The 18,608-nt window shown below is 68.2% G+C and carries 17 protein-coding genes; 8 read left to right on the top strand and 9 right to left on the bottom strand.

Features of this window, described 5'->3' with window-relative positions; genetic code table 11:
- Window positions 1-450: 450 nt before the first annotated feature.
- From katG to ACFVJS_RS03175, 3 genes are all read right to left on the bottom strand, one after another.
- Entirely contained in the window at window positions 451-2,601 is a 2,151-nt protein-coding gene (gene katG, locus ACFVJS_RS03165; protein ID WP_378877381.1) for a catalase/peroxidase HPI, read from the bottom strand.
- 25 nt (window positions 2,602-2,626) lie between these two features.
- A complete protein-coding gene (locus tag ACFVJS_RS03170; protein ID WP_378877383.1) occupies window positions 2,627-3,058 on the bottom strand; it encodes a Fur family transcriptional regulator in 432 nt (143 codons plus the stop codon).
- 63 nt (window positions 3,059-3,121) lie between these two features.
- Window positions 3,122-4,303, bottom strand: a complete 1,182-nt coding sequence (locus ACFVJS_RS03175) for an MFS transporter (protein WP_378877385.1) — start codon at window positions 4,301-4,303, stop codon at window positions 3,122-3,124.
- 159 nt (window positions 4,304-4,462) lie between these two features.
- Between ACFVJS_RS03175 and ACFVJS_RS03180 the strand changes: the two genes are divergently transcribed.
- A complete protein-coding gene (locus ACFVJS_RS03180) occupies window positions 4,463-5,119 on the top strand; it encodes a DUF222 domain-containing protein (RefSeq protein WP_378877387.1) in 657 nt (218 codons plus the stop codon).
- Between the two features lie 219 nt (window positions 5,120-5,338).
- On the opposite strand, the gene ACFVJS_RS03185 is transcribed toward ACFVJS_RS03180, so the two are convergent.
- Window positions 5,339-6,790 carry a protein kinase gene (locus ACFVJS_RS03185; RefSeq protein ID WP_378877389.1) on the bottom strand — a complete coding sequence of 484 codons (1,452 nt, stop codon included), beginning with the start codon at window positions 6,788-6,790 and terminating at the stop codon, window positions 5,339-5,341.
- 8 nt (window positions 6,791-6,798) lie between these two features.
- Window positions 6,799-7,905, bottom strand: coding sequence for a hypothetical protein (locus tag ACFVJS_RS03190; RefSeq protein ID WP_378877391.1), 1,107 nt, complete (start codon window positions 7,903-7,905; stop codon window positions 6,799-6,801).
- Window positions 7,906-7,981: 76 nt separating this feature from the next.
- Here ACFVJS_RS03190 and ACFVJS_RS03195 point away from each other — a divergent pair, with 76 nt between their 5' ends.
- The 3 genes from ACFVJS_RS03195 to ACFVJS_RS03205 all read left to right on the top strand — a co-directional run bounded on the left by ACFVJS_RS03195 (window position 7,982) and on the right by ACFVJS_RS03205 (window position 11,683).
- On the top strand, window positions 7,982-8,881 hold the full coding sequence (locus ACFVJS_RS03195; protein WP_378877393.1) for an oxygenase MpaB family protein: 900 nt from the start codon (window positions 7,982-7,984) through the stop codon (window positions 8,879-8,881).
- An 86-nt stretch (window positions 8,882-8,967) separates the two neighbouring features.
- Window positions 8,968-10,590 carry an alkaline phosphatase D family protein gene (locus ACFVJS_RS03200; RefSeq protein ID WP_378877395.1) on the top strand — a complete coding sequence of 541 codons (1,623 nt, stop codon included), beginning with the start codon at window positions 8,968-8,970 and terminating at the stop codon, window positions 10,588-10,590.
- 64 nt (window positions 10,591-10,654) lie between these two features.
- Window positions 10,655-11,683 carry a VanZ family protein gene (locus ACFVJS_RS03205; protein ID WP_378877397.1) on the top strand — a complete coding sequence of 343 codons (1,029 nt, stop codon included), beginning with the start codon at window positions 10,655-10,657 and terminating at the stop codon, window positions 11,681-11,683.
- A 9-nt stretch (window positions 11,684-11,692) separates the two neighbouring features.
- On the opposite strand, the gene ACFVJS_RS03210 is transcribed toward ACFVJS_RS03205, so the two are convergent.
- Both ACFVJS_RS03210 and ACFVJS_RS03215 read right to left on the bottom strand, forming a co-directional pair.
- Entirely contained in the window at window positions 11,693-12,556 is an 864-nt protein-coding gene (locus tag ACFVJS_RS03210; protein WP_378877399.1) for a hypothetical protein, read from the bottom strand.
- A gap of 47 nt (window positions 12,557-12,603) precedes the next feature.
- The gene (locus ACFVJS_RS03215; RefSeq protein ID WP_378877401.1) at window positions 12,604-13,164 is read right to left on the bottom strand and encodes a TetR/AcrR family transcriptional regulator; all 561 of its coding nucleotides are present in this window, start codon (window positions 13,162-13,164) and stop codon (window positions 12,604-12,606) included.
- 76 nt (window positions 13,165-13,240) lie between these two features.
- Here ACFVJS_RS03215 and ACFVJS_RS03220 point away from each other — a divergent pair, with 76 nt between their 5' ends.
- Window positions 13,241-14,260 carry an alpha/beta fold hydrolase gene (locus ACFVJS_RS03220; protein ID WP_378877403.1) on the top strand — a complete coding sequence of 340 codons (1,020 nt, stop codon included), beginning with the start codon at window positions 13,241-13,243 and terminating at the stop codon, window positions 14,258-14,260.
- Between the two features lie 11 nt (window positions 14,261-14,271).
- Here the strand turns inward: ACFVJS_RS03220 and ACFVJS_RS03225 are convergent, their stop codons facing one another.
- Both ACFVJS_RS03225 and ACFVJS_RS03230 read right to left on the bottom strand, forming a co-directional pair.
- Window positions 14,272-14,727: a hypothetical protein gene (locus tag ACFVJS_RS03225; RefSeq protein ID WP_378877405.1), complete on the bottom strand. Its 456-nt coding sequence runs from the start codon at window positions 14,725-14,727 to the stop codon at window positions 14,272-14,274.
- A gap of 1 nt (window position 14,728) precedes the next feature.
- Window positions 14,729-15,205: a hypothetical protein gene (locus tag ACFVJS_RS03230; protein ID WP_378877407.1), complete on the bottom strand. Its 477-nt coding sequence runs from the start codon at window positions 15,203-15,205 to the stop codon at window positions 14,729-14,731.
- 235 nt (window positions 15,206-15,440) lie between these two features.
- Here ACFVJS_RS03230 and ACFVJS_RS03235 point away from each other — a divergent pair, with 235 nt between their 5' ends.
- Genes ACFVJS_RS03235 through ACFVJS_RS03245 form a run of 3 tightly spaced genes read left to right on the top strand, consistent with a single transcriptional unit; the run spans window position 15,441 to window position 18,597 of the window.
- The gene (locus ACFVJS_RS03235) at window positions 15,441-15,749 is read left to right on the top strand and encodes a hypothetical protein (RefSeq protein ID WP_378877409.1); all 309 of its coding nucleotides are present in this window, start codon (window positions 15,441-15,443) and stop codon (window positions 15,747-15,749) included.
- Complete coding sequence (locus ACFVJS_RS03240; RefSeq protein ID WP_378877411.1) at window positions 15,749-18,076, top strand: hypothetical protein; 2,328 nt, start codon at window positions 15,749-15,751, stop codon at window positions 18,074-18,076. The genes ACFVJS_RS03235 and ACFVJS_RS03240 overlap by 1 nt, the downstream gene beginning before the upstream one ends.
- On the top strand, window positions 18,073-18,597 hold the full coding sequence (locus tag ACFVJS_RS03245) for a hypothetical protein (protein WP_378877413.1): 525 nt from the start codon (window positions 18,073-18,075) through the stop codon (window positions 18,595-18,597). The genes ACFVJS_RS03240 and ACFVJS_RS03245 overlap by 4 nt, the downstream gene beginning before the upstream one ends.
- The last annotated feature ends 11 nt before the right edge of the window (window positions 18,598-18,608 follow it).

An 18,608-nucleotide genomic window follows, 5' to 3' on the forward strand; every position in this document is an offset into this window, starting at 1 on the left:
ACCTTCGCGGGGAGCTTCCCCCAGCGCCGCCCGCTCGGCGGCGCGGGGGGCCGGTTCCCCGGACCCCTCGACGCCGAGGTCTTGGTCGCCGAGGTCCTGACCGCGGCCCACTTCTCGGTCACCCAGACCTTGGCCGGCTCGGCCCTGGCGAGCAACGCTTGAGCAGCCGACGGAGTCGGCGCGGCGCGGCGAGCGCCGGGTCGGCTGGGCGTAGTGCGCGGCGGCTCGGGCGCGATCCGAGGGGCGGGCGGAGGAGGCGGCCGCCACGACGGCGGCGGACCGGTCGGACCCTTCGGAGGCTCGGCGCTCCGGTGTTCCATTGCTCCACCTGACCTAGGCAACTGATTGCGGCGGCCGATGATCCTACCCCGGCGGGTATGACGAAGGAGGCCGACCCCGTCAGGGGCCGGCCTCCGTGTCGGGTCGTACGCCGGGGCGTACGGCCTCAGATCACTTCTTGATGTCGAAGCGGTCGTTCTCCATGACCTTGACCCACGCCTTGACGAAGTCCTTGACGAACTTCTCCTTGGCGTCGGCACCGGCGTAGAGCTCGGCGATGGCGCGGAGCTCGGAGTTGGCGCCGAAGACCAGGTCGACGCGCGAACCGGTCCAGCCGTTGGTGCTGGTGTAGGTCGTCTCGTCGGCGGACGGGGTCCACTGCTGGTCGTAGTCGAGCAGGTTGACGAAGAAGTCGTTCGTCAGCGCGCCCGGGGTCTTGGTGAAGACGCCGAGGTCGGAGCCGTCCCAGTTGTTGCCGATCACGCGCAGGCCGCCGGTGAGGACGGTCGCCTCCGGGGCGGAGAGGCCCAGAAGGTTGGCGCGGTCGATGAACAGGAACTCGGAGGGCAGGTTGAGGAACCCGGAGTCGTAGTTGCGGAAGCCGTCGGCCACCGGCTCGAGCCAGCCGAAGTTCTCCACGTCGGTCTGCTCCTGGGTGGCGTCGACGCGGCCGGCCGTGAACGGCACGGTCACGTCGTAGCCAGCCGCCTTGGCGGCCTGCTCGACACCCACGCCACCGGCGAGGACGACCACGTCGGCGAAGGAGACACCGGTCGCGGCCGCGATCTCCTCGTAGGCCGCGATGACCGGCTTGAGCTCGTCCGGCTGGTTGACCTTCCACGACACCTGCGGCTCGAGGCGGATGCGACCACCGTTGGCGCCACCGCGCTTGTCGGAGTTGCGGTAGGTCGCCGCGGCCTTCCAAGCGGTGGAGACGAGCTGCTGGGGGGTCAGGCCGGACTCGGCGATCGCCTTCTTGGCGGCGGCGATCGAGGCGTCGTCGGTCGCAGCCGAACCGGTCGGGAGCGGGTCCTGCCAGGGGAGGTCCTCGGCCGGGACCTCGGCGCCGGCGTAGCGGCTCTTCGGGCCCATGTCGCGGTGGGTCAGCTTGAACCAGGCGCGGGCGAAGGCGTCGGAGAAGGCCTCCTGGTCGTCCTTGAAGCGGCGCGAGATCGCGTCGAACTCAGGGTCCATGCGCAGGGCGAGGTCGGAGGTGAGCATGCGCGGCTCGCGCTTGCCGTCACCGAACGCCTCGGGCACCAGGTCGGCGCCGCCGTTGTTCTTCGGCTTCCACTGCTTGGCGCCGGCCGGGGACTCGGTGAGCTCCCAGTCGTAGGCGTAGAGGATGTGGAAGAACTCGTTGTCCCAGCGGGTCGGGTGGTAGGTCCAGGTGACCTCCAGGCCCGAGGTGACCGCGTCGGGGCCGACGCCGGTGCCGTGACCGTTCTTCCAGCCGAGGCCCTGGTTCTCCAGGGGAGCGGCCTCCGGGTCCGGACCGATCAGGTCGTCGGGGTGGGCACCGTGGGTCTTGCCGAAGGTGTGGCCACCGGCGATGAGCGCGACGGTCTCCTCGGAGTTCATCCCCATGCGGCGGAAGGTCTCCTTGATGTCCACCGCGGACTTCATCGGGTCGGGCTCACCGTTGGGGCCCTCCGGGTTGACGTAGATCAGACCCATCTGGACGGCGGCCAGCGGCGCCTGCAGGTCGCGGTCGCCGGTGTAGCGCTCGTCGTCGAGCCAGACCTTCTCGGGGCCCCAGTAGACGTCGTCGTCGGGCTCCCACACGTCCTCGCGACCACCGGAGAAGCCGAAGGTCTTCAGCCCCATGGTCTCCAGCGCGACGTTGCCGACCAGCACGAACAGGTCGGCCCAGGAGAGCGCCTGGCCGTACTTCGCCTTGACCGGCCACAGCAGGCGGCGGCCCTTGTCGAGCGAGACGTTGTCGGGCCACGAGTTGAGCGGCGCGAAGCGCTGCTGACCGCTGCCGGCGCCACCGCGGCCGTCGTGGCTGCGGTAGGTGCCCGCGGCGTGCCACGCGAGGCGGATCATGAACGGGCCGTAGTTGCCGAAGTCGGCCGGCCACCAGTCCTTGGAGTCGGTCAGGACCGCGGCGATGTCAGCCTTGACGGCGGCCAGGTCGAGCGCCTCGAAGGCCGTCTTGTAGTCGAAGTCGGGGTCGACGGGGTTGGCCGCGGGGTGGTGCTTGGCCAGGATCTTCAAATTGAGCTTGTTGGGCCACCATTCCTGGTTGGCGCTGCCGACGGTCGGGTGAACGCGGCCGGCGTTCATGACCGGGCACTTGCTCACGGACTCTTCAGACATCAGGTTCCAATCCTTCTTGTTCGGATCACTTGCTGCGCTGGGCGGCCTGGCACTGCGGACAGGTGCCCCAGTAGATGACCTCGGCCTCGTCGACGACGAAGCCGTTGTCGTCCGATGCCGTCAAGCAGGGCGCATGGCCGACGGCGCAGTCGACGTCGGCGATGCTCCCGCAGGAGCGGCAGACCACGTGGTGGTGGTTGTCCCCGACCCGGGTCTCGTAACGAGCCACCGAGCCGGACGGCTGGATGCGGCGTACGATCCCGGCCGCCGAGAGGGCGGCGAGGGAGTCGTAGACGGCTTGATGGGAGACGTCCGGGAGCCGCTCGCGCACCGCTCCGAGGATGGTCTCGGTGTCGGCGTGCGCGTTCTCGGTGACGGCCCCCAGAACGGCCACTCGCGGGCGAGTGACGCGCAGGGAGGCACCTCTCAGCAACTGTTCGTAGTCCGCGTTCCCCACGCCTCAGACACTACGCGAAATCCTGAATGAGTCAAGAAACGGGGCGGAAATTCTCGCCCTCGATCACCTGAGTTCCACCGCGTCGGCCGAGGGTCGGGTGGCGAACCGACGGGCCATCACCGGGATGAGCACGGAGACGGCCAGCGGGATGACGAACATCGAGCGCTCACCGAAGACCTCGGCGACCGCGGCGATGAGCGAGGCGGCGGCGAGATAGCCGGCGTAGTTGGCGAGGTTGACCCGGGCGATCGCCTCCTCGGCGTTGTCCGGGGAGATGTGGGCGGCGGCGACGAAGGACTGCGGCGGGACCATCGCCAGGCTGCCGCCGAGGACGGCGAAGCCGACGGCGGCGACGCTCCAGTGCGGGGCGGCGACGATCAGCACCAGGGCGCCGACGCCGATGACCCCGCCGGTCCGGATCACCCGCTCGGGCCCGAAACGGGCGACGAGGCGATCACCGGGGAGACGTACGGCCAGGAGCACCAGCTGGTAGGCGGCGTAGATCGCCGGCCCGACCGCGGCGGCGGCGCCCAGGCCGTCGACGACGTAGATCCCGCCCCAGGCCGACGCCGCGGAGTCGATGAACCACATCGCGAAGGTGGGCACCGCGACCAGAAGGAGGGGCAGCCAGGGAAGCTGGGGCCTGGGGTGCTGCGTACTGCTGGTCCGGTGCTCGGCCGCGTCGACCGCCTCCGGCGGCAGCAGGAGCCGGAACGTCACGGCGTTGGCCGCCAGGCCGATGAGCGCGATGGGGATCATGTCGAAACCCAGAGGTACGCCGAGGGCGATCGTCACGGTCGCGTAGACGGCGCCGAGGACGGCCGCCGCGCTCCACATCGCGTGGAAGCCGTTCATCAACGGCCGGGCGTACGCGTCCTGGGTGGCGGTGCCCTGCATGTTCATCGAGGCGTCGACGCCGCCGAGGAAGAAGCCGTAGACCCCGTTGAGCACCAGCAGGGTCGCCATCGTCGGGGCGAAGGCGGGTGTGACGGCGGCCAGGGACGCGCCGGCGAGCATCAGCGACAGGGTCGCCGCGCTGCCGATCCTCGTCGCGAGGTGGCCCGCAACGACGCTGCCAAGAGCCCCGATCGCGGTGGTGACGCCGAGCACGACGAAGACGTCGCCGGCGCTGAGGTCCAGCTTGGTCGCGATCGACTCGAGCCGGGTGATCAGCGAGGCGAAGGTCAGTCCCTGGACCGCGAAGGCGACGAAGACCGCCGCCCGGGCCAGCTGGAGTCGAGTCATCTCGCGTCCTTCGTATATGGGTTGCGCGAAGTCTGCACCCTTGGGGGCTGATGTGTGTCTGTTTCGGCGAGTCCTCGGAGGGTGCCGGGGCCAACGCGGCTCCCCTCGCTGCCGGAATGTCCCGCCCACGGCTGGTGTGGGCCGCCGACCCGTTCTCGAGTGTTCTCGATCTGGACCGGCGTCAAGGACGCCTTCGGGCGCCGGCTTCGCCGGCCGCCTTCGGCGGTCCTGGAATCCGGACCAGATCGAGAAAAACTTGGCTGGTTATCGGGGCGGCGGCCCGGGTGTGGCGCAGCAGATGAGAGTCGATCGCTGACCGCGAAAGTGGGTTTGACCTGGGAAGTCGACTCCTCGGTGTTGCCGCGCCACGGCGGCGACGCGACCACCATCAACGTGGTCATCTCCCTCGAGGAGCTCCGCAAGGACCTCGGCGTCGCGACTCTGGGCTATGACGAGACCAACGGCACCACCATCTCCGCTGCGGAGGCCCGCAAGATGGCGTGCAACGCCACCATCATTCCCTGGGTCCTCGGCAGCGACAGCGAAGTCCTCGACGCCCGCCGAGCCAACAGGCTCTTCCAACCGATCCAGCGCAAAGCACTCCGGTTACAAGCCAAGTGCTGCCAAGCCGAAGGCTGTGACATGCCACCCGAGTGGTGCGACGCCCACCACCTCGAACCCTGGGCCGCCGGCGGCAAGACGAATCTCAAAGACGGGGCCTTGTTGTGTCCGCATCATCACCGCCTGGCGCACAACCCGGCGTACGTCCATGAACGGCTACCGGACGGCACCATCAGGTTCACCCGCCGCACCTGACGCGGCAGTACGGCCACTCCTCCGACCCCAAGAACCAGACACCCCGCTGAATCGGCGTAAGCGTCCCGCATGACGTGCTCGGGTCGGGGGTGACGACGTGCGACAGTTGCGCCGACTCGGCACGAGGTTGTGAACCATTCACAAGGTCGCGCCCACTGCTGTAGTCCAACGCGGCGCATGGGCTCAGACGCCAGAGCACCCAGGCACCGGAATCGCCGGCTAGTTCTGCTTGAGCAGGCCGTCGAGGATCTTCTCGCCGTTCTGGCCCTCGCCCTCGCGGATGCTCTTGAACTCGTCGCGGAGCTGCTCCATCTCGCGCTTGGCGCTCTCACCCTTCTCGACGAGGTCACGGATGTCCTGGATCTGGTCCTCCCACTCCTGGGACTGACCTTCGTCGATGACGTTCCAGCCCTCTAGGTTCTCTCGCCAGCGGTCGAGCTTGTCGAGACGTTTGAGAGTCTTGTTGTCCGACGCGTCGGTGTTCTGGTCGGAGCTGTTGTCGGAGCTGTTGTCGGAGCCGGTGTCGGTGTTGGTGTCGGTGTCGGAGCCGCCGGAGTCGTCAGAACTCTGGGACGGCTGGTCGGCCTCGGCAGGCGGGGGCTCGTACGCGGCCAGCCAGGAAGCGGCGAAGAGGCAGGCGATCACGATCGCCACCGCACCCAGGAGCCGGCCGGTCGGGAACTTCCGCAGCGATCCCGGGCGCGGGCCGCGGACGGGCGGTGGGGCGTCAGGGCGCGGCAGGACGCCGGTGCGGGAGTTGGGCAGCGCCATCGGCTCGTCGAGCGGCCGCTGCGGCATGGCCTGGGTCGGCCGCGGCGCCTGACCGGAGGCCAGCAGGTCGGTGGCATCGGGATCGGCTCCGCTGAGCACGTAGCCGAGCTCGTGGCCGACCTGGTCCATCGAGGGCCGGGCGGCCGGGTTCTTGTCGAGCATCCGGGTGACCAGCCGCTCCAACGGCGCGGGCACCGAGCGGAAGTCGGTGATGCGCGGCACCGGCTCGCTCAGGTGCATGTGCAGGATCTTGACCGGGTGCGGCGCGGCGTAGGGCACCTTGCCGGTGAGCATCTCGAAGAGGACGCAGCCGAGCGAGTAGACGTCGGCGGGCGGGCCGACCGGGTCGCCCGCGGCCTGCTCGGGCGAGAGGTAGGACGGGCTGCCGATCACGTGGCCCGTCTGGGTCAGCCCGGCGTCGACGCCCGTCATGGCGTACGCGATGCCGAAGTCGAGCACGGTCAGCCGGCCGTCGCCGTCGAACATCAGGTTGGCCGGCTTGATGTCACGGTGCACCACCCCGGCCCGGTGAGCGGCGCCGAGGGCGCCGGCGACCTGGCGGGCGTATTCGACCGCCATGTCGACGGGCATCGCGCCGCGCTCCTTGAGCGGCTCGGCCAGGGTCGGGCCGGGGAGCAGCTCCATCACCAGGAAGACGTCGTTGTCGTCGCTGCCCGCGTCGAAGATCTTGACCACGTCGTCATGGACCACCCGGGCGGTCGAGAGCGACTCCCGACGGAACCGCTCGGCCATCGTCGGGTCGTCGACGTCGCGCAGCAGCTTCACCGCGACATCGCGGTCGAGCACGGTGTCGCGCGCCCGCCAGACCTCCCCCATACCGCCGGCTCCGAGCAGGGCGAGGAGCCGGTAACGGCCGGCGATCGGGGGGTGCGCGTCCATGGCGGAAATTATGCCGGTGTCACCCAGGAGCTGAAGAGCGGGATGCCCTCCCAGGCTCCGCCGCGCGCGACCGCCACCACGGCGTGCGGCCGGTCGAACCTCAGGTCGATCTGCCGCACCTTCGTCTCGCGCGGCGCGGCGGCGGCCCGGACCATCATTCCGGTCACCGCGGCGGCCTCGAAACCCTCGCGGTCGTAGGACGCAACGGCCTTCTGCACGCAGGCGGCCTCGGTCTCCTCCTCGATCGCCGCCATCACCCCGCGGGCGATCTCGCCGACCCCCGGCGCGGCCGAGAGATCGTGACGGTCCTCAGCGCTCCACTCCGGGAGGTGGCTGCGCCAGCGGTCGGAGGGAGTGCCACCGAAGATCGTGACCTCCTCGACCGTCCACGCGTGGCCGTGCTGCTGGCCGACGGCGTCATCGGGTTCGAAGGTGCGGTTGCGCACCTCGCCCGCGTCGATCCTCCGGACGACCTCGTCGGCGGCCCGCCACACGTCCTCGGCGCTGACGTCCGCCGCGGCGATCACGGAGTAGACCGAGATGCCGTCCTCGCTGGACGGGCAGGCGACCGCGACCGGACCGGCGGCCTCGGTCTCCACCACCGCCTGGAACCCGCCCTCGAGCAACAGCAACCCGTCTCCGTCGTCGTCGAGCGGCTCGCTCCAGCGCGGCGTCACCACCAGCGCCGAGGCGAGCACGAGCAGAGTCTGGACGTCGATCTCGAGCGGGAACTCCGTGATCAGACCGCGGGTGTGCTCCTCGGCCCACGCGTCGAGCCCGGCCTGCTCCGGAAGCGGGTCGAGCAGAACCGGGAGGCCCTTCTTCAGCTCCACACCCGGGCGCAGCCAGCCGGCGACGGCGGCTCCGATCGTGGGGTGCGGCGCCCCCAGCAGCGCCAGCGCGGCAGCCCGGGCGTCGGCACGGTTCAGACCCAAGACCTCGTCCGTCTCGGCCTCCGCCACGGGCGCCAGCGAGGCGAGGAGCAGCCACAGACCTGCGTACGAGATCACCGGGGACTCGGCCGTGCCCAGCGCGGAGCGGGTGGTGGCGGCGTACGTGCGGACCGCCTCGGCGGCAGCGAGGGACAGAGGCGACTGGATTCCCGACTTCTCCATGCTGAAGACATTACGGCGAGGGCCACGACAGGTGATCCAAATCACGATACGGTTATGTATCGAGCGAGGAGGCACGATGGCCAAGCTGAATTGTCGGAGGCGCGCGCGGACGGCCGGGTTGGACCCGGAGACCGATTTTCAGGAGATCTCGAGGCTTCTGGGGCTCTACGAGTTCCCGTGGGACACGACTCAGGCGCTCAGCTTCGCGCTGTTCCGCACCTATGCGGTGCCCTCGATCGGCCGACTGCTGGCCGACACCCACCAGTTCACCGAGCACACCCAGAAACGCTACGACGACACCGCGCTGCTGCTGGAGGACGCGGCGATCGAGGACCTGGACAGCCCCCGTGGCCGGGCGGCGGTGCGGCGGATCAACCAGATGCACCGGATGTACGACATCTCCAACGACGACATGCGCTACGTCCTGTCGACGTTCGTGGTGATCCCGCGCCGCTGGAACCAGGAGTTCGGCTGGCGGCAGTCGACCCCCGACGAGCAGCTCGCCGCGCTGCGTTACTACCAGGCGCTCGGGAAGCGGATGGGGATCAAGGACATCCCGGCGACCTACGAGGAGTTCGAGCAGCTGCTCGACTCCTACGAGGCCGAGCACTTCGGGTACGACGAGGGCGGCCGCGCGGTCGCCGACTCGACCCTCGAGCTGCTGACCACCTTCTACCCGCGGCCGCTGGCACCGCTCATCCGGATCTTCTCGCTGTCGCTGATGGAGCCGCACCTGCTTGAGGCGTTCGGCTACCCCGAGCCCGGGCGCGTGGCGCGTTCGCTGTCCCGTGGGGCGCTGAAGGCACGTGCGCGCGTGGTCGCGCTGCTGCCGGCGCGGAGGAAGCCGGCATACGTCCGCGACATGCCGCGCATCCGCAGCTATCCGCACGGGTTCGACACCGAGGCTCTCGGCACTTTCGCGCCCGGATGTCCGGTACACCGGACTGCTGAGCCCGTCGAGGGCACCAAGCCGTAGCCCACCCCTCCCCCGCACTTCACGAGGCCTTCACCGGGCACCGCTTCGCTGATGTCGATAACCCCCATGTCGACAGGAGCACGTCCATGCCCGGCCCCAGCAACACTCCTGATCTCCGCGGCGCACTTCGAGGCCTCGACCGCCGCCGCTTCCTGACCGTCTCGGCCGCCGCGACCGCGTTGGCGTTCACCACCGGTCTGCCGCGTACGGGCGCCTTCGCCGCCCCTGCCGGCTCTCCCTCCGCGATCACCTCGGACCCGTTCACCCTCGCCGTCGCCTCGGGCGACCCGCTGCCCGACTCGGTGCTGCTGCGGACCCGGCTCGCGCCGCTCCCGCTGGAGCCCACCGGCGGGATGCCGCCCGCGCGCTTCGACGTCGCCTGGGAGGTGGCCCGTGACGCCGCCTTTACCCGAGTCGTACGCCGCGGCACGGCTGCCGCGCACACGGAGTTCAACCACTCGGTGCACGCCGAGGTCCGCGGCCTGGACGCCGCGACGGAGTACTTCTACCGCTTCCGGGTCGGCCAGTGGATCAGCCCGGTCGGCCGGACCCGGACCGCCCCGGCCGTCGGTGCCGCGGTGTCGTCGCTGACCTTCGCCCTCGCCTCGTGCCAGCGTTACGACCAGGGCTACTACACCGCGTACAAGCATCTTGCCGGTGAGGACGTGGACGCGGTCTTCCACCTGGGCGACTACCTCTACGAGTACGCCGTGAACGCATCGGCCGGGACGCGCGCCTACACCCAGCCGCTGCCGGCGCACCTCAACCACGAGACCGTGACGCTGGACGACTACCGGGCGCGCTACGGGCTCTACAAGTCCGACCCTGACCAGATCGCCGCTCACCTGGCTCACCCGTTCATCGTCACCTGGGACGACCACGAGACCGAGAACAACTACGCCGCCGACACCCCGGAGAACTCGGTGCCGCCCGAGGAGTTCCTGGTGCGTCGCGCCGCCGCCTACCGCGCCTACTGGGAGAACCAGCCGCTGCGGATGCCGCAGCAGCCGGACGGCCCCGACCTCAGGCTCTACCGGCGGCTGCAGTGGGGCCGGCTGGCGCAGTTCGACATCCTCGACACCCGCCAGTACCGCACCAACCAGGCCAACGGCGACGGTTGGAAGGTGCCGTCGGCCGAGTCCGAGGCGGAGTCGATGACGCTGCCCGGGAACGAGCAGGAGCAGTGGCTGATCAACGGCTGGCGCCGCTCCTCAGCGCTGTGGAACGTGGTCCCGCAGCAGGTCACCTTCTCGCGTCGCGACAACCCTTCCGGCGACGGCACCCGCTCGATGGACTCGTGGGACGGCTACCCCGCTTCGCGGCGCCGGATCCTCGAGGGCTGGAAGGCGTCCGAGCAGGCCAACCTGATGGTGCTGACCGGCGACGTGCACGTCCACTACGGGCTGAACATCCACGACGACTTCGACGACCCGTCCTCGCGGATCATGGGCACCGAGATCGTCACCAGCTCGATCACCTCCGGCGGCAACGGCGCCGAGCGTCCGGCCAACTGGGCGGCGTACCTGGAGCGCAACCCGCACATGAAGTTCTACAACGGCCTCCGCGGCTACACCACCGTCTCGCTCGACGCGACGGGCGCGGAGATCACCTACAAGAACGTGCCGTACGTCAGCACGCCCGGCGCGCCGCTGACCATCGGTGGACGGTTCTTCACCGAGTCCGGAAAGCCTGGGCTCGTTCCGGCGTAGCGAGTCGGTCCGGGACGGGTGTCGGACCACGCCCGTCCCGGGTCGGGCGGCTTAACGTACCGATGTGAGCAACGTCGTCGGCAATGCCGCGGTGGCGATCTTTCTCGGGGTGCTGTTGGCCGTCGCCGGCTTCGTCCCGGCGGCTGCGATCGCCTACCGCCGCAGAGGCACGTTCCCGCTCGTACGCATCCTCCTGCTCCTCGCCGCCACGATCTACGCGGTGGCGCTGTGGGCCTACACCCTGCTCCCGGTGCCCGACGTGGGCAGCTACACGTGCGCGGGGACACAGTTCCGACCGTTCGGGTTCGTCTCCGACATCCTGCGGGCGCGGGAGGAGGTCGGTGTCCGAGGCCTGCTCACCAGCGCCGCGTTCCTCCAGGTCGCGCTCAACGTCGTCCTGTTCGTGCCGCTTGGCTTCTTCGTCCGGGCGATCGCCGGCCGGGGTCTGGTCGTAGCCGGCCTTCTCGGGCTGGCGACCTCGCTCCTCATCGAGCTCACTCAGCTCACCGGGATCTGGGGCCTCTATCCCTGCGCCTACCGCGTCTTCGACGTCGACGACCTGATGATCAACACCCTCGGTGCGGTGATCGGGTCCGCGATCTCGGTACGTCTCGTCCGCCGGCGGGCACGGAAGGCGCCCACCACGGTCACCGTGGGCCGCCGGCTGGTCGGGATGACCGCCGACCTGCTGGTCATCCTCGGCAGCGGCGCCCCGCTCGCACTGGCCTGGCGGGCGTGGCAGCTCTACGGGCTGGACGTCCCCTACGACCAGATCCCGACCACGACCCAGTTCTGGCTGCTCTGGGGTCCACCGATCATTCTGGAGACCGTCGCCGTCCTCGGCTTCGGGCGGACCGTCGGCGAGTGGGTCGTCGGCCTTCGCGCCACCGCCACGTCGGGGCTGTGGTGGCGCCGGGTCGTCATGCTGCTGACCGGTGCCGGTGGCCTGACGTTCCTGCTCATGGCCGACTTCCCCGGCTCGGGTCTCCTCCTGCTCGCCTTCGTGGTCGTGACCCTCGTCGTCCTCCCTCGCACCGACGGTCACCGGGGGCTGAGCAACATGCTCGCGGGGATGCGGGTCCGGCCGGATTGACCCGGGGCCTCATCGGCCGCTGGGCAGCGGCGACTCCTCGAGATCGCCGGTGAGGTAGGCCAACGTGACATCGTTCGAGAGCGCGATCCGCCGGGCCTCGTCATCCCGGCGTCGGCGTAGCGACGTCAGGGTCGTGAGCACCCGCTCCGGGTGGTCGAGGAGCCAGAACCCGACCCGGACCACCCTGCGCCGCCACCGCCGCGGCAGCAGCCGGATCTGGTGGCGCCGTGTCGTCGACCACGACGGTGCATCCCGCTTCGGGGTGACCTCGAGGAACCGGTTGGTCACCGTGATCCCCTCATGGGTCGAGACCTGCTCGAACACGTCGACGCGCATCTCCTTCCAGGCGACGCTGACGGATTCGCCGCCGCGCTCCACGACGAGGCTCTCGGGAGTCAGCACCAACGCCCGGCGCATCCTCATCGTCAACGCATGATCGACCACGACCACCGCGAAGAACGCCGCCGCTGCCGTGCACAGCACCCCGATCACCACCATGCCGCCCCGGAACGAGAGCCCCGCGAACTGGCACAGCATCCCCACGAAGCACACGAGCATCAGCTCGCCACAGATCCCCGGCCCGCGCCGCAGCCTGATCTCGATCCCGCCGCCGTCCATCCGCCGGATCCTGCGGTGGGCGCTGCCGTGGCCGATGCGTACACCTTTGATCAGCTGTACGTAGAACGCCAGCAGGACGAACATCACCCCGCACGAGACTCCGATCAGGTTGGGCCCGAGCTGCCCGCCGTCCAGCGCCCCGAACCCGACACAGATCACGATCCCGATCAGCAGGTTGACGATGGCCAGCAGCGTCCACCCGACTCTGCGCGCCGTCGGCTTCCACGGCGACCCGAGATCCTCGTCCCTGACCACGCCGTCGACCCTAAACGGCGGACGTCACGGCCGACGCGTCACATCGTTCAGCCGCACACTTGGACGCGGATCGTGGCCTCGGCCTCGTCCGCCGTGATGTCCCCGATGAGGGCGCGAAGAGTGAGACCGTCGGAGAGCGACAGCAGCTCGATGGCGCGGGTGCGCGCGTCCTGCTCGCCGAGGCCGTGCGCCTCCTGGATGTGGCGAGTGCACTCCTCGACACCGACCCTGGTCGCCTCGGCCAGGATCTGACGGACGGCGGCGTGGGTCATCGCCTTGGCGACATAGGCGTACCAGACGGTGACGCCGATGCGGCCCGCCTCGGTGGCGGGGATCTGCTGGAGCAGGATGTGGAGGAGACGATCCTGCGGCGGGCGGCCGGCGGTCGCGTCGTACTCGATGACGGCACGCTTGACGAGCAGGTCGATGCCGGCGACGACCAGCGCGTCCTTGGTGCCGAAGTAGTGCTGCACGCGGCCCATCGAGACGCCTGCCCGGGCGGCGACGGTCCGCAGGCTGACGCCCTCGATCCCGTGCTCGGCGACGATCTGCCAGAGCCCGGCGACGATCTCGAACCGGCGCTGTTCGTGATCCACGGCTCTTGGCATGGCGCCAGGCTAGCAATACAGTCGCATCGCAACGGGTTACAATGCGATCGCATCGTTATCGGGACGAGGGGACGACATGCACGGAGACATCGAGAACGAGAGCGTCGAATCGCAGCGGAGGCGCCGGCGCTGGCCGGTCGTCCTCGTCACCGTCATCGCGGTCGTCTCGACCGGGTGCCTGGTGACGGTGCTCGGCTCGAGCGGCCCCGGCGTCGGCCATTTCCGTACGCCCGCCGGGCGCCAGGCCTACATCGAGGCGTACGACGCGGCCTTCGCTGCTCTGCCTCAGCCGACCGAGACGCGCGACGTGGAGACCACCTTCGGCACGGTCCGCGCGTACGCCTGGATCAACCCGGACCCGGTCGATGACGTCCCGGTGGTGCTGGTGCCGGGCCGGGCCAGCGGCGTACCCATGTGGGGAGAGAACCTGCGCGACTTCGTCGAACATCGCACCGTCTACGCGTTCGACGCGATCGGCGACAGCGGGCTCTCCGAGCAGACCCTCCCGCTGCGCGGCATGGACGACAACGCCCGCTGGGTCGAGGAGGCGCTGGACGGCCTCGGACTCGACCGGATCCATCTGGTCGGCCACTCCCAGGGCGGCGGGCTCGCGGCGGCCGTCGCGGTGCGCTACCCCGAACGACTCGCCAGCCTCACCCTGCTGGAGCCGATCATGACGTTCGGGATGCTTCCGGCGTGGGCGATCGCCTGGTCGGCCGTCGCGGCGCTCCCCTTCCTGCCCGACTCGTGGCGCGATCACGCGCTCAACCGGATCGGCGGCGTCGAGGACGACGAGGTCGACCCGGACGACCCGATGGCGAAGATGATCGCCGCCGGCACGACCCACTTCGACTCCGGCAGCCTGCCGACCCCCTCACGCCTGACCGACGACCAGCTGCGGACCCTCGGGATGCCGGTGTACGTCGCCATCGCGAGCGACAAGTCGCTGGCCGGCGGCGAGGATGCGGCCGAGAAGGCCCGACTGATCCCTGGCGCGACCGTCAAGGTCTGGCCGAAGACCACCCACTCGCTGCCCATGCAGGTCGCGGCCGAGCTCGATGCCGATCTGGAGAGATTCTGGGCAGAGGTACGTTGACGGTGCCGCCGTCAGCGCGAGTCGGTCGTCGGGGACTCGTGCCGCGACGGCAGCTTCGAGATCGCGATGCTCAGTAGAACGACCGGGGCGATCATGACCAACGTGATCGCGAGCCAGAACCAGCCGCTGCTGAGCAGCCCGTCCTCGTCCGCCTTGAACGCCATCACCGTGACACCGATGCCCACGAAGACACCGACGCCGAGCCCGATCACCACCAGGGTCAGCGCCCAGATCTGCCTTTGAAGGCCGCGAATGATGCAGAAAATCCCGAACACGGTGACCGCGACACCCATGCAGGCGACGACCAGTCCCGACTGCTCACCGCTGCTCAGCCGGGTGCCCTCGTCCTCGAACACGAGGCTGAGGATCCACAGACAGATGATCAGCGAGCCGACCGCATACAGCAGCGCCAGCACCGACCCGATCACCAGCGTCGGCGGCCGCGCTTCCCGAGAGTGAGCATCCACGTCAGGCCCAGAGCCCGACGTACTCGATGAACATCCGGAACCCGCCGTTGAACTCGGCAGCGTTCGTGATCGCGTTGACGAGGCGTACGACCCAGAAGACGACCAACGTGTAGCCGACCCCGAGCGCGATCGCGGAGACCGCGGCGCTCGTGCCGGTTGCCTTCGCCCGGCTGACGCCGAGGTGGCCGAGGACGACCGCCACCGCGATCGGGACGATCGAGGCGATCATCAGCAGGCCCAGGATGAGCCAGACAATCTGGCGATCCTCCATGTTGTAGAGGGCGTTGTAGTAGCTCTGGCTGACCTTCGGGATACCGACGATCACCCGCACCAGCGCGACGATCCCCAGCATCCCAGCCGCGAGCCCCAGGGCCGTCAGCCCGAGCCAGCCGCCACTTCGTGAACTGCCTCGAGACGGCGGCGTGGTCGTCGCCGTCCATGCCGGCCCTGCTCCTGCCGCCTGGTGTGGCTGCGACATCGCGCCCCTTCTTTTCTCACGCCGGATCGAGTTCGCCCCCGAGATCGACGGGCACCTCCGTACGACGCGACACGTTATCTCAGACGGCCGATGCTGCTGGCGAGATGCGAGCGGACGCGCAGGGCAGGCGCCCAACCGAGTGCTTACAAGATTTTTCGACGATTTGTGTTTGAAACCCAGGATTTGGGGTAGGAGAGAGTTACCAATCGCTCCGAATGTCTTGGGGGATCCTTTCGTGAACGTCGAAATCGTGGTGCCGCAGGTGAAGACCGCGGCCAACTCCATCGGGACCGCGGCCGACGCCGTCGCCGGTCTCGATCTCGAAGGCCCCATGGGCAAGGTCGCCTCCGCACTGCCGGGAAGCACCGTCGTCGGCGCCGCGAACGGCCTCAAGGCCGAGTGGAAGAGCGACAAGGACAAGTGGGTCAAGGACGCCCGCGACCACAAGACGACCACCGTCGCCGACGCAGACGCCATCGTCGAGGCCGACACCATCACGGCGCAGCAGGCGCGTTACCGCGAAGCGATGATCGGGAGAGACTGATGGCCGTCACGTATGACCAGTTGCAGATGTGGAAGCCCGAAGAGCTCGACGCTGCGGCTGATGACCTCAACACCGCGCGCAAGAAACTCTTGGACCAGCAGGATGAAATGGATGCTGGCAAGGTCCCTGATACCTGGGTCGGTGAGGCCGCCACCCGTGCCGAGAACCGCCACCGGGCCTTGGTCGAGAGCCTGAACGACATCGCCTCGCCGCTCGGACAGGTCATCATGAGCCTCGACGAGGCCAGCGCCGTGATCAAGAAGGCGAAGAGCTCCGCACATGGGGCCTACCAGAGCGCAACAGAGAAGGGCTGGAAGGTCAGCACGGGCAGTCCTGTGACGATCACGGCAGGAGATGCCGAGACCAAAGACGGTGACGAAGCCACCATGAAGGAGCTTGCCCAGACGATCCAGGACGCCCTCACGGACGCGGAGAGAGCAGAGAACGACCTGGTCAACGTCCTCAACCGCGCGACGAGCAATGCGTACGACGGTGGCACCGGGACAATCGAGCAAGCGACGCTGCCCGACGAGCTCCGCGGACTCTCGGACGATGAGCTCACCAAGAAACTTCTCGATAACCCCGAGCTCATGGACGACAGCTGGGAAGTGCTCCCGCCCGAGGTGCAGGCCCAGATCGGTGACTACACCGCCAAGAAGCTCGAGGATCTCGACGATATCGACAGCGTCGCGGAGCGTAAGGAGGCCGAGAAGTGGTTCAGCATCCTCGGCAAGCACTCCGACGACCGCGACTTCGGCGAGGCCGTCATCGATCGGCTGGGCCCGCAGGGTGTCAATAACGTTATCCATCAGATGACTGGTTGGACCCGGACCCAGATCACCTACCCCGACTACGAGAACCCGCCGGTCTCGATCGGCGACGAGACCATGGCGCTGCAGAAGCTCCAGCGAGAGGGAGCGGGCAATCTCGCCGCTCTGCTCGGGTCCGCCTCCCGTGGCGGCTGGATCGACAACGCGGACTACGCCGAGAAAATCGGTCAGGATTCAACAGCTGCCGCCATCCTTCTCCACGCCGCCGAAGGACGTAACGTCGAACTCGGCGCCGACTTCACCCACAAGCTCGGCACCCAGCTCCTGGAGACCGAGAACGGCGACCCACTTCGGTACTCGCAGATCAACTATGGCCTCTCTTTCGGCGGAGAGTCGTTCATGGACGAGAACGGCGACCCCCTGCGTCAGTTCGTCAAGGTCGCCGACAACGGCATCGGCTCTGCTCAGGCGGTCATGGGCGACGAGAACATGGCGAAGTACCTCATGCACGACCGCCTCACAGCGAGTCACATGGCCGACGACATGGACAGCGTCGTGCGCGCAGCCACGGTCGACGCCGCGATGGAGCCCGGCGAAACGGGCAAGAAGGCGGCGGAGATTGCATCGTGGACGATCGACTATGCAGCATCAGAAGACCTCGATGAGGCTTACGACGAGGAGCTCGGGGGGATCATCGGAACCTACATCGCAGATACTTACGCCGCCATCGACAATGGCGCCTATCCCCTGCCCGAAGGGCAGGAGATCCCTCCGTTCCACGCGAACTTCAACAAGGATGACCTGAGTTCCGTCCTTAAAGATGTCGGAAACAACGAGACTGCGACGAGCATCATCGGAACGCAGAGTGGAAAGCTGACCCAACTGATGTTTGACCAGGGCGCACTGGCGTCGCTGGACGGACGAGTTGCAGGTGCTGGAGAGTTTCATCCAGACACGCCTGGAGATCCCCTTATCGACAAGATCGGAAGCGCTGCGGGGTTGCGCGGCTACCTCGAGGACCAGCTAGCCGAAGGCATGCTGGAGGGTTCTGAAGGTGACGAAGAAGCTCGTCGCAAGACCGCCGAACTCTTCACTCTTCCCTTGGACCTCATTCCCGTTGACAAACTAGGTCCGGTCGGTGGCCTCGCGGGCGGTTACCTGCTCGACGGCATCAAGGAACAGGTGATTGACGGTTACGTAGGGGACCCATCGAAGTCGGCTGCGATCGAGGGCAACAACAACTACGAGTCGGCGAGGCGGGCAACGGAACTTCAAGCCCTGTACGCCATCGCCCGTGCCGAGAGTGACGTGCCTCCGGCGGGACACGCTGACCCTGAGGTGCGAACTGGCGCCGATGGCGTGTCCCGTTTCAAGACGGAGGGGTGGCCAACGGACCCTGCCGGAGTCCCGATCCCACCGGGAAAGCTAACCCCCGAGCAGATGGCAACGGTCCTGTCGAACCATCAGCACGATCCAGGAATCAATGCTGCCGTCACGAACACGGTGAAGACCTCCTGGGACAACTATCAGGTCGCGGCAGGAGTCCGAAGCGAATGAAGTACCTCAGTTTGTGCCTTCTTCTTGTTGCCACATGCGGGGTCACGTCATGTGGCACCGATGAGATCGAGCCGTTCAGCCGTAAATCAGCGTGTGGCCTTCCTGCGCACCTCTTTGAGGATGTCGCCGGAACGTCAAGGTTTACGGTTACAGAAAGAGGCGATGCGAGGCTCCCGCTAGAACCAACTGCGGGCGGCGCACTGAGGTGTGAGGTCTATACCGAGGGTGAGAACCTCGCCGTCGACGTCACCCTGCGGTTTCGCTCCAAAGACGTTTGGGAGTCGACCATCAGGGAGATCTCGGAGTCCAAACACCAGCAGGCGAGCACGGCTGGCCCGATTGGAGTTGACGTCGACGCGACGGGCGATGGTCGCTTTGACGGGTGGTGGACATGCGGGTCGTGGTCGACAAGTGGTGTTCCCGTGGCCTACGTGACGGGCAGCGCGAGCGGCGCGGATGTCGACAGCGTCAACGAACTGGTGGGATCGATCGCACGCGCCCAGGGATGCCCGGGCGGCTGATGCCCCTCACA

This window comes from Nocardioides sp. NPDC057772 (assembly GCF_042798075.1).
Lineage (GTDB): Bacteria > Actinomycetota > Actinomycetes > Propionibacteriales > Nocardioidaceae > Nocardioides.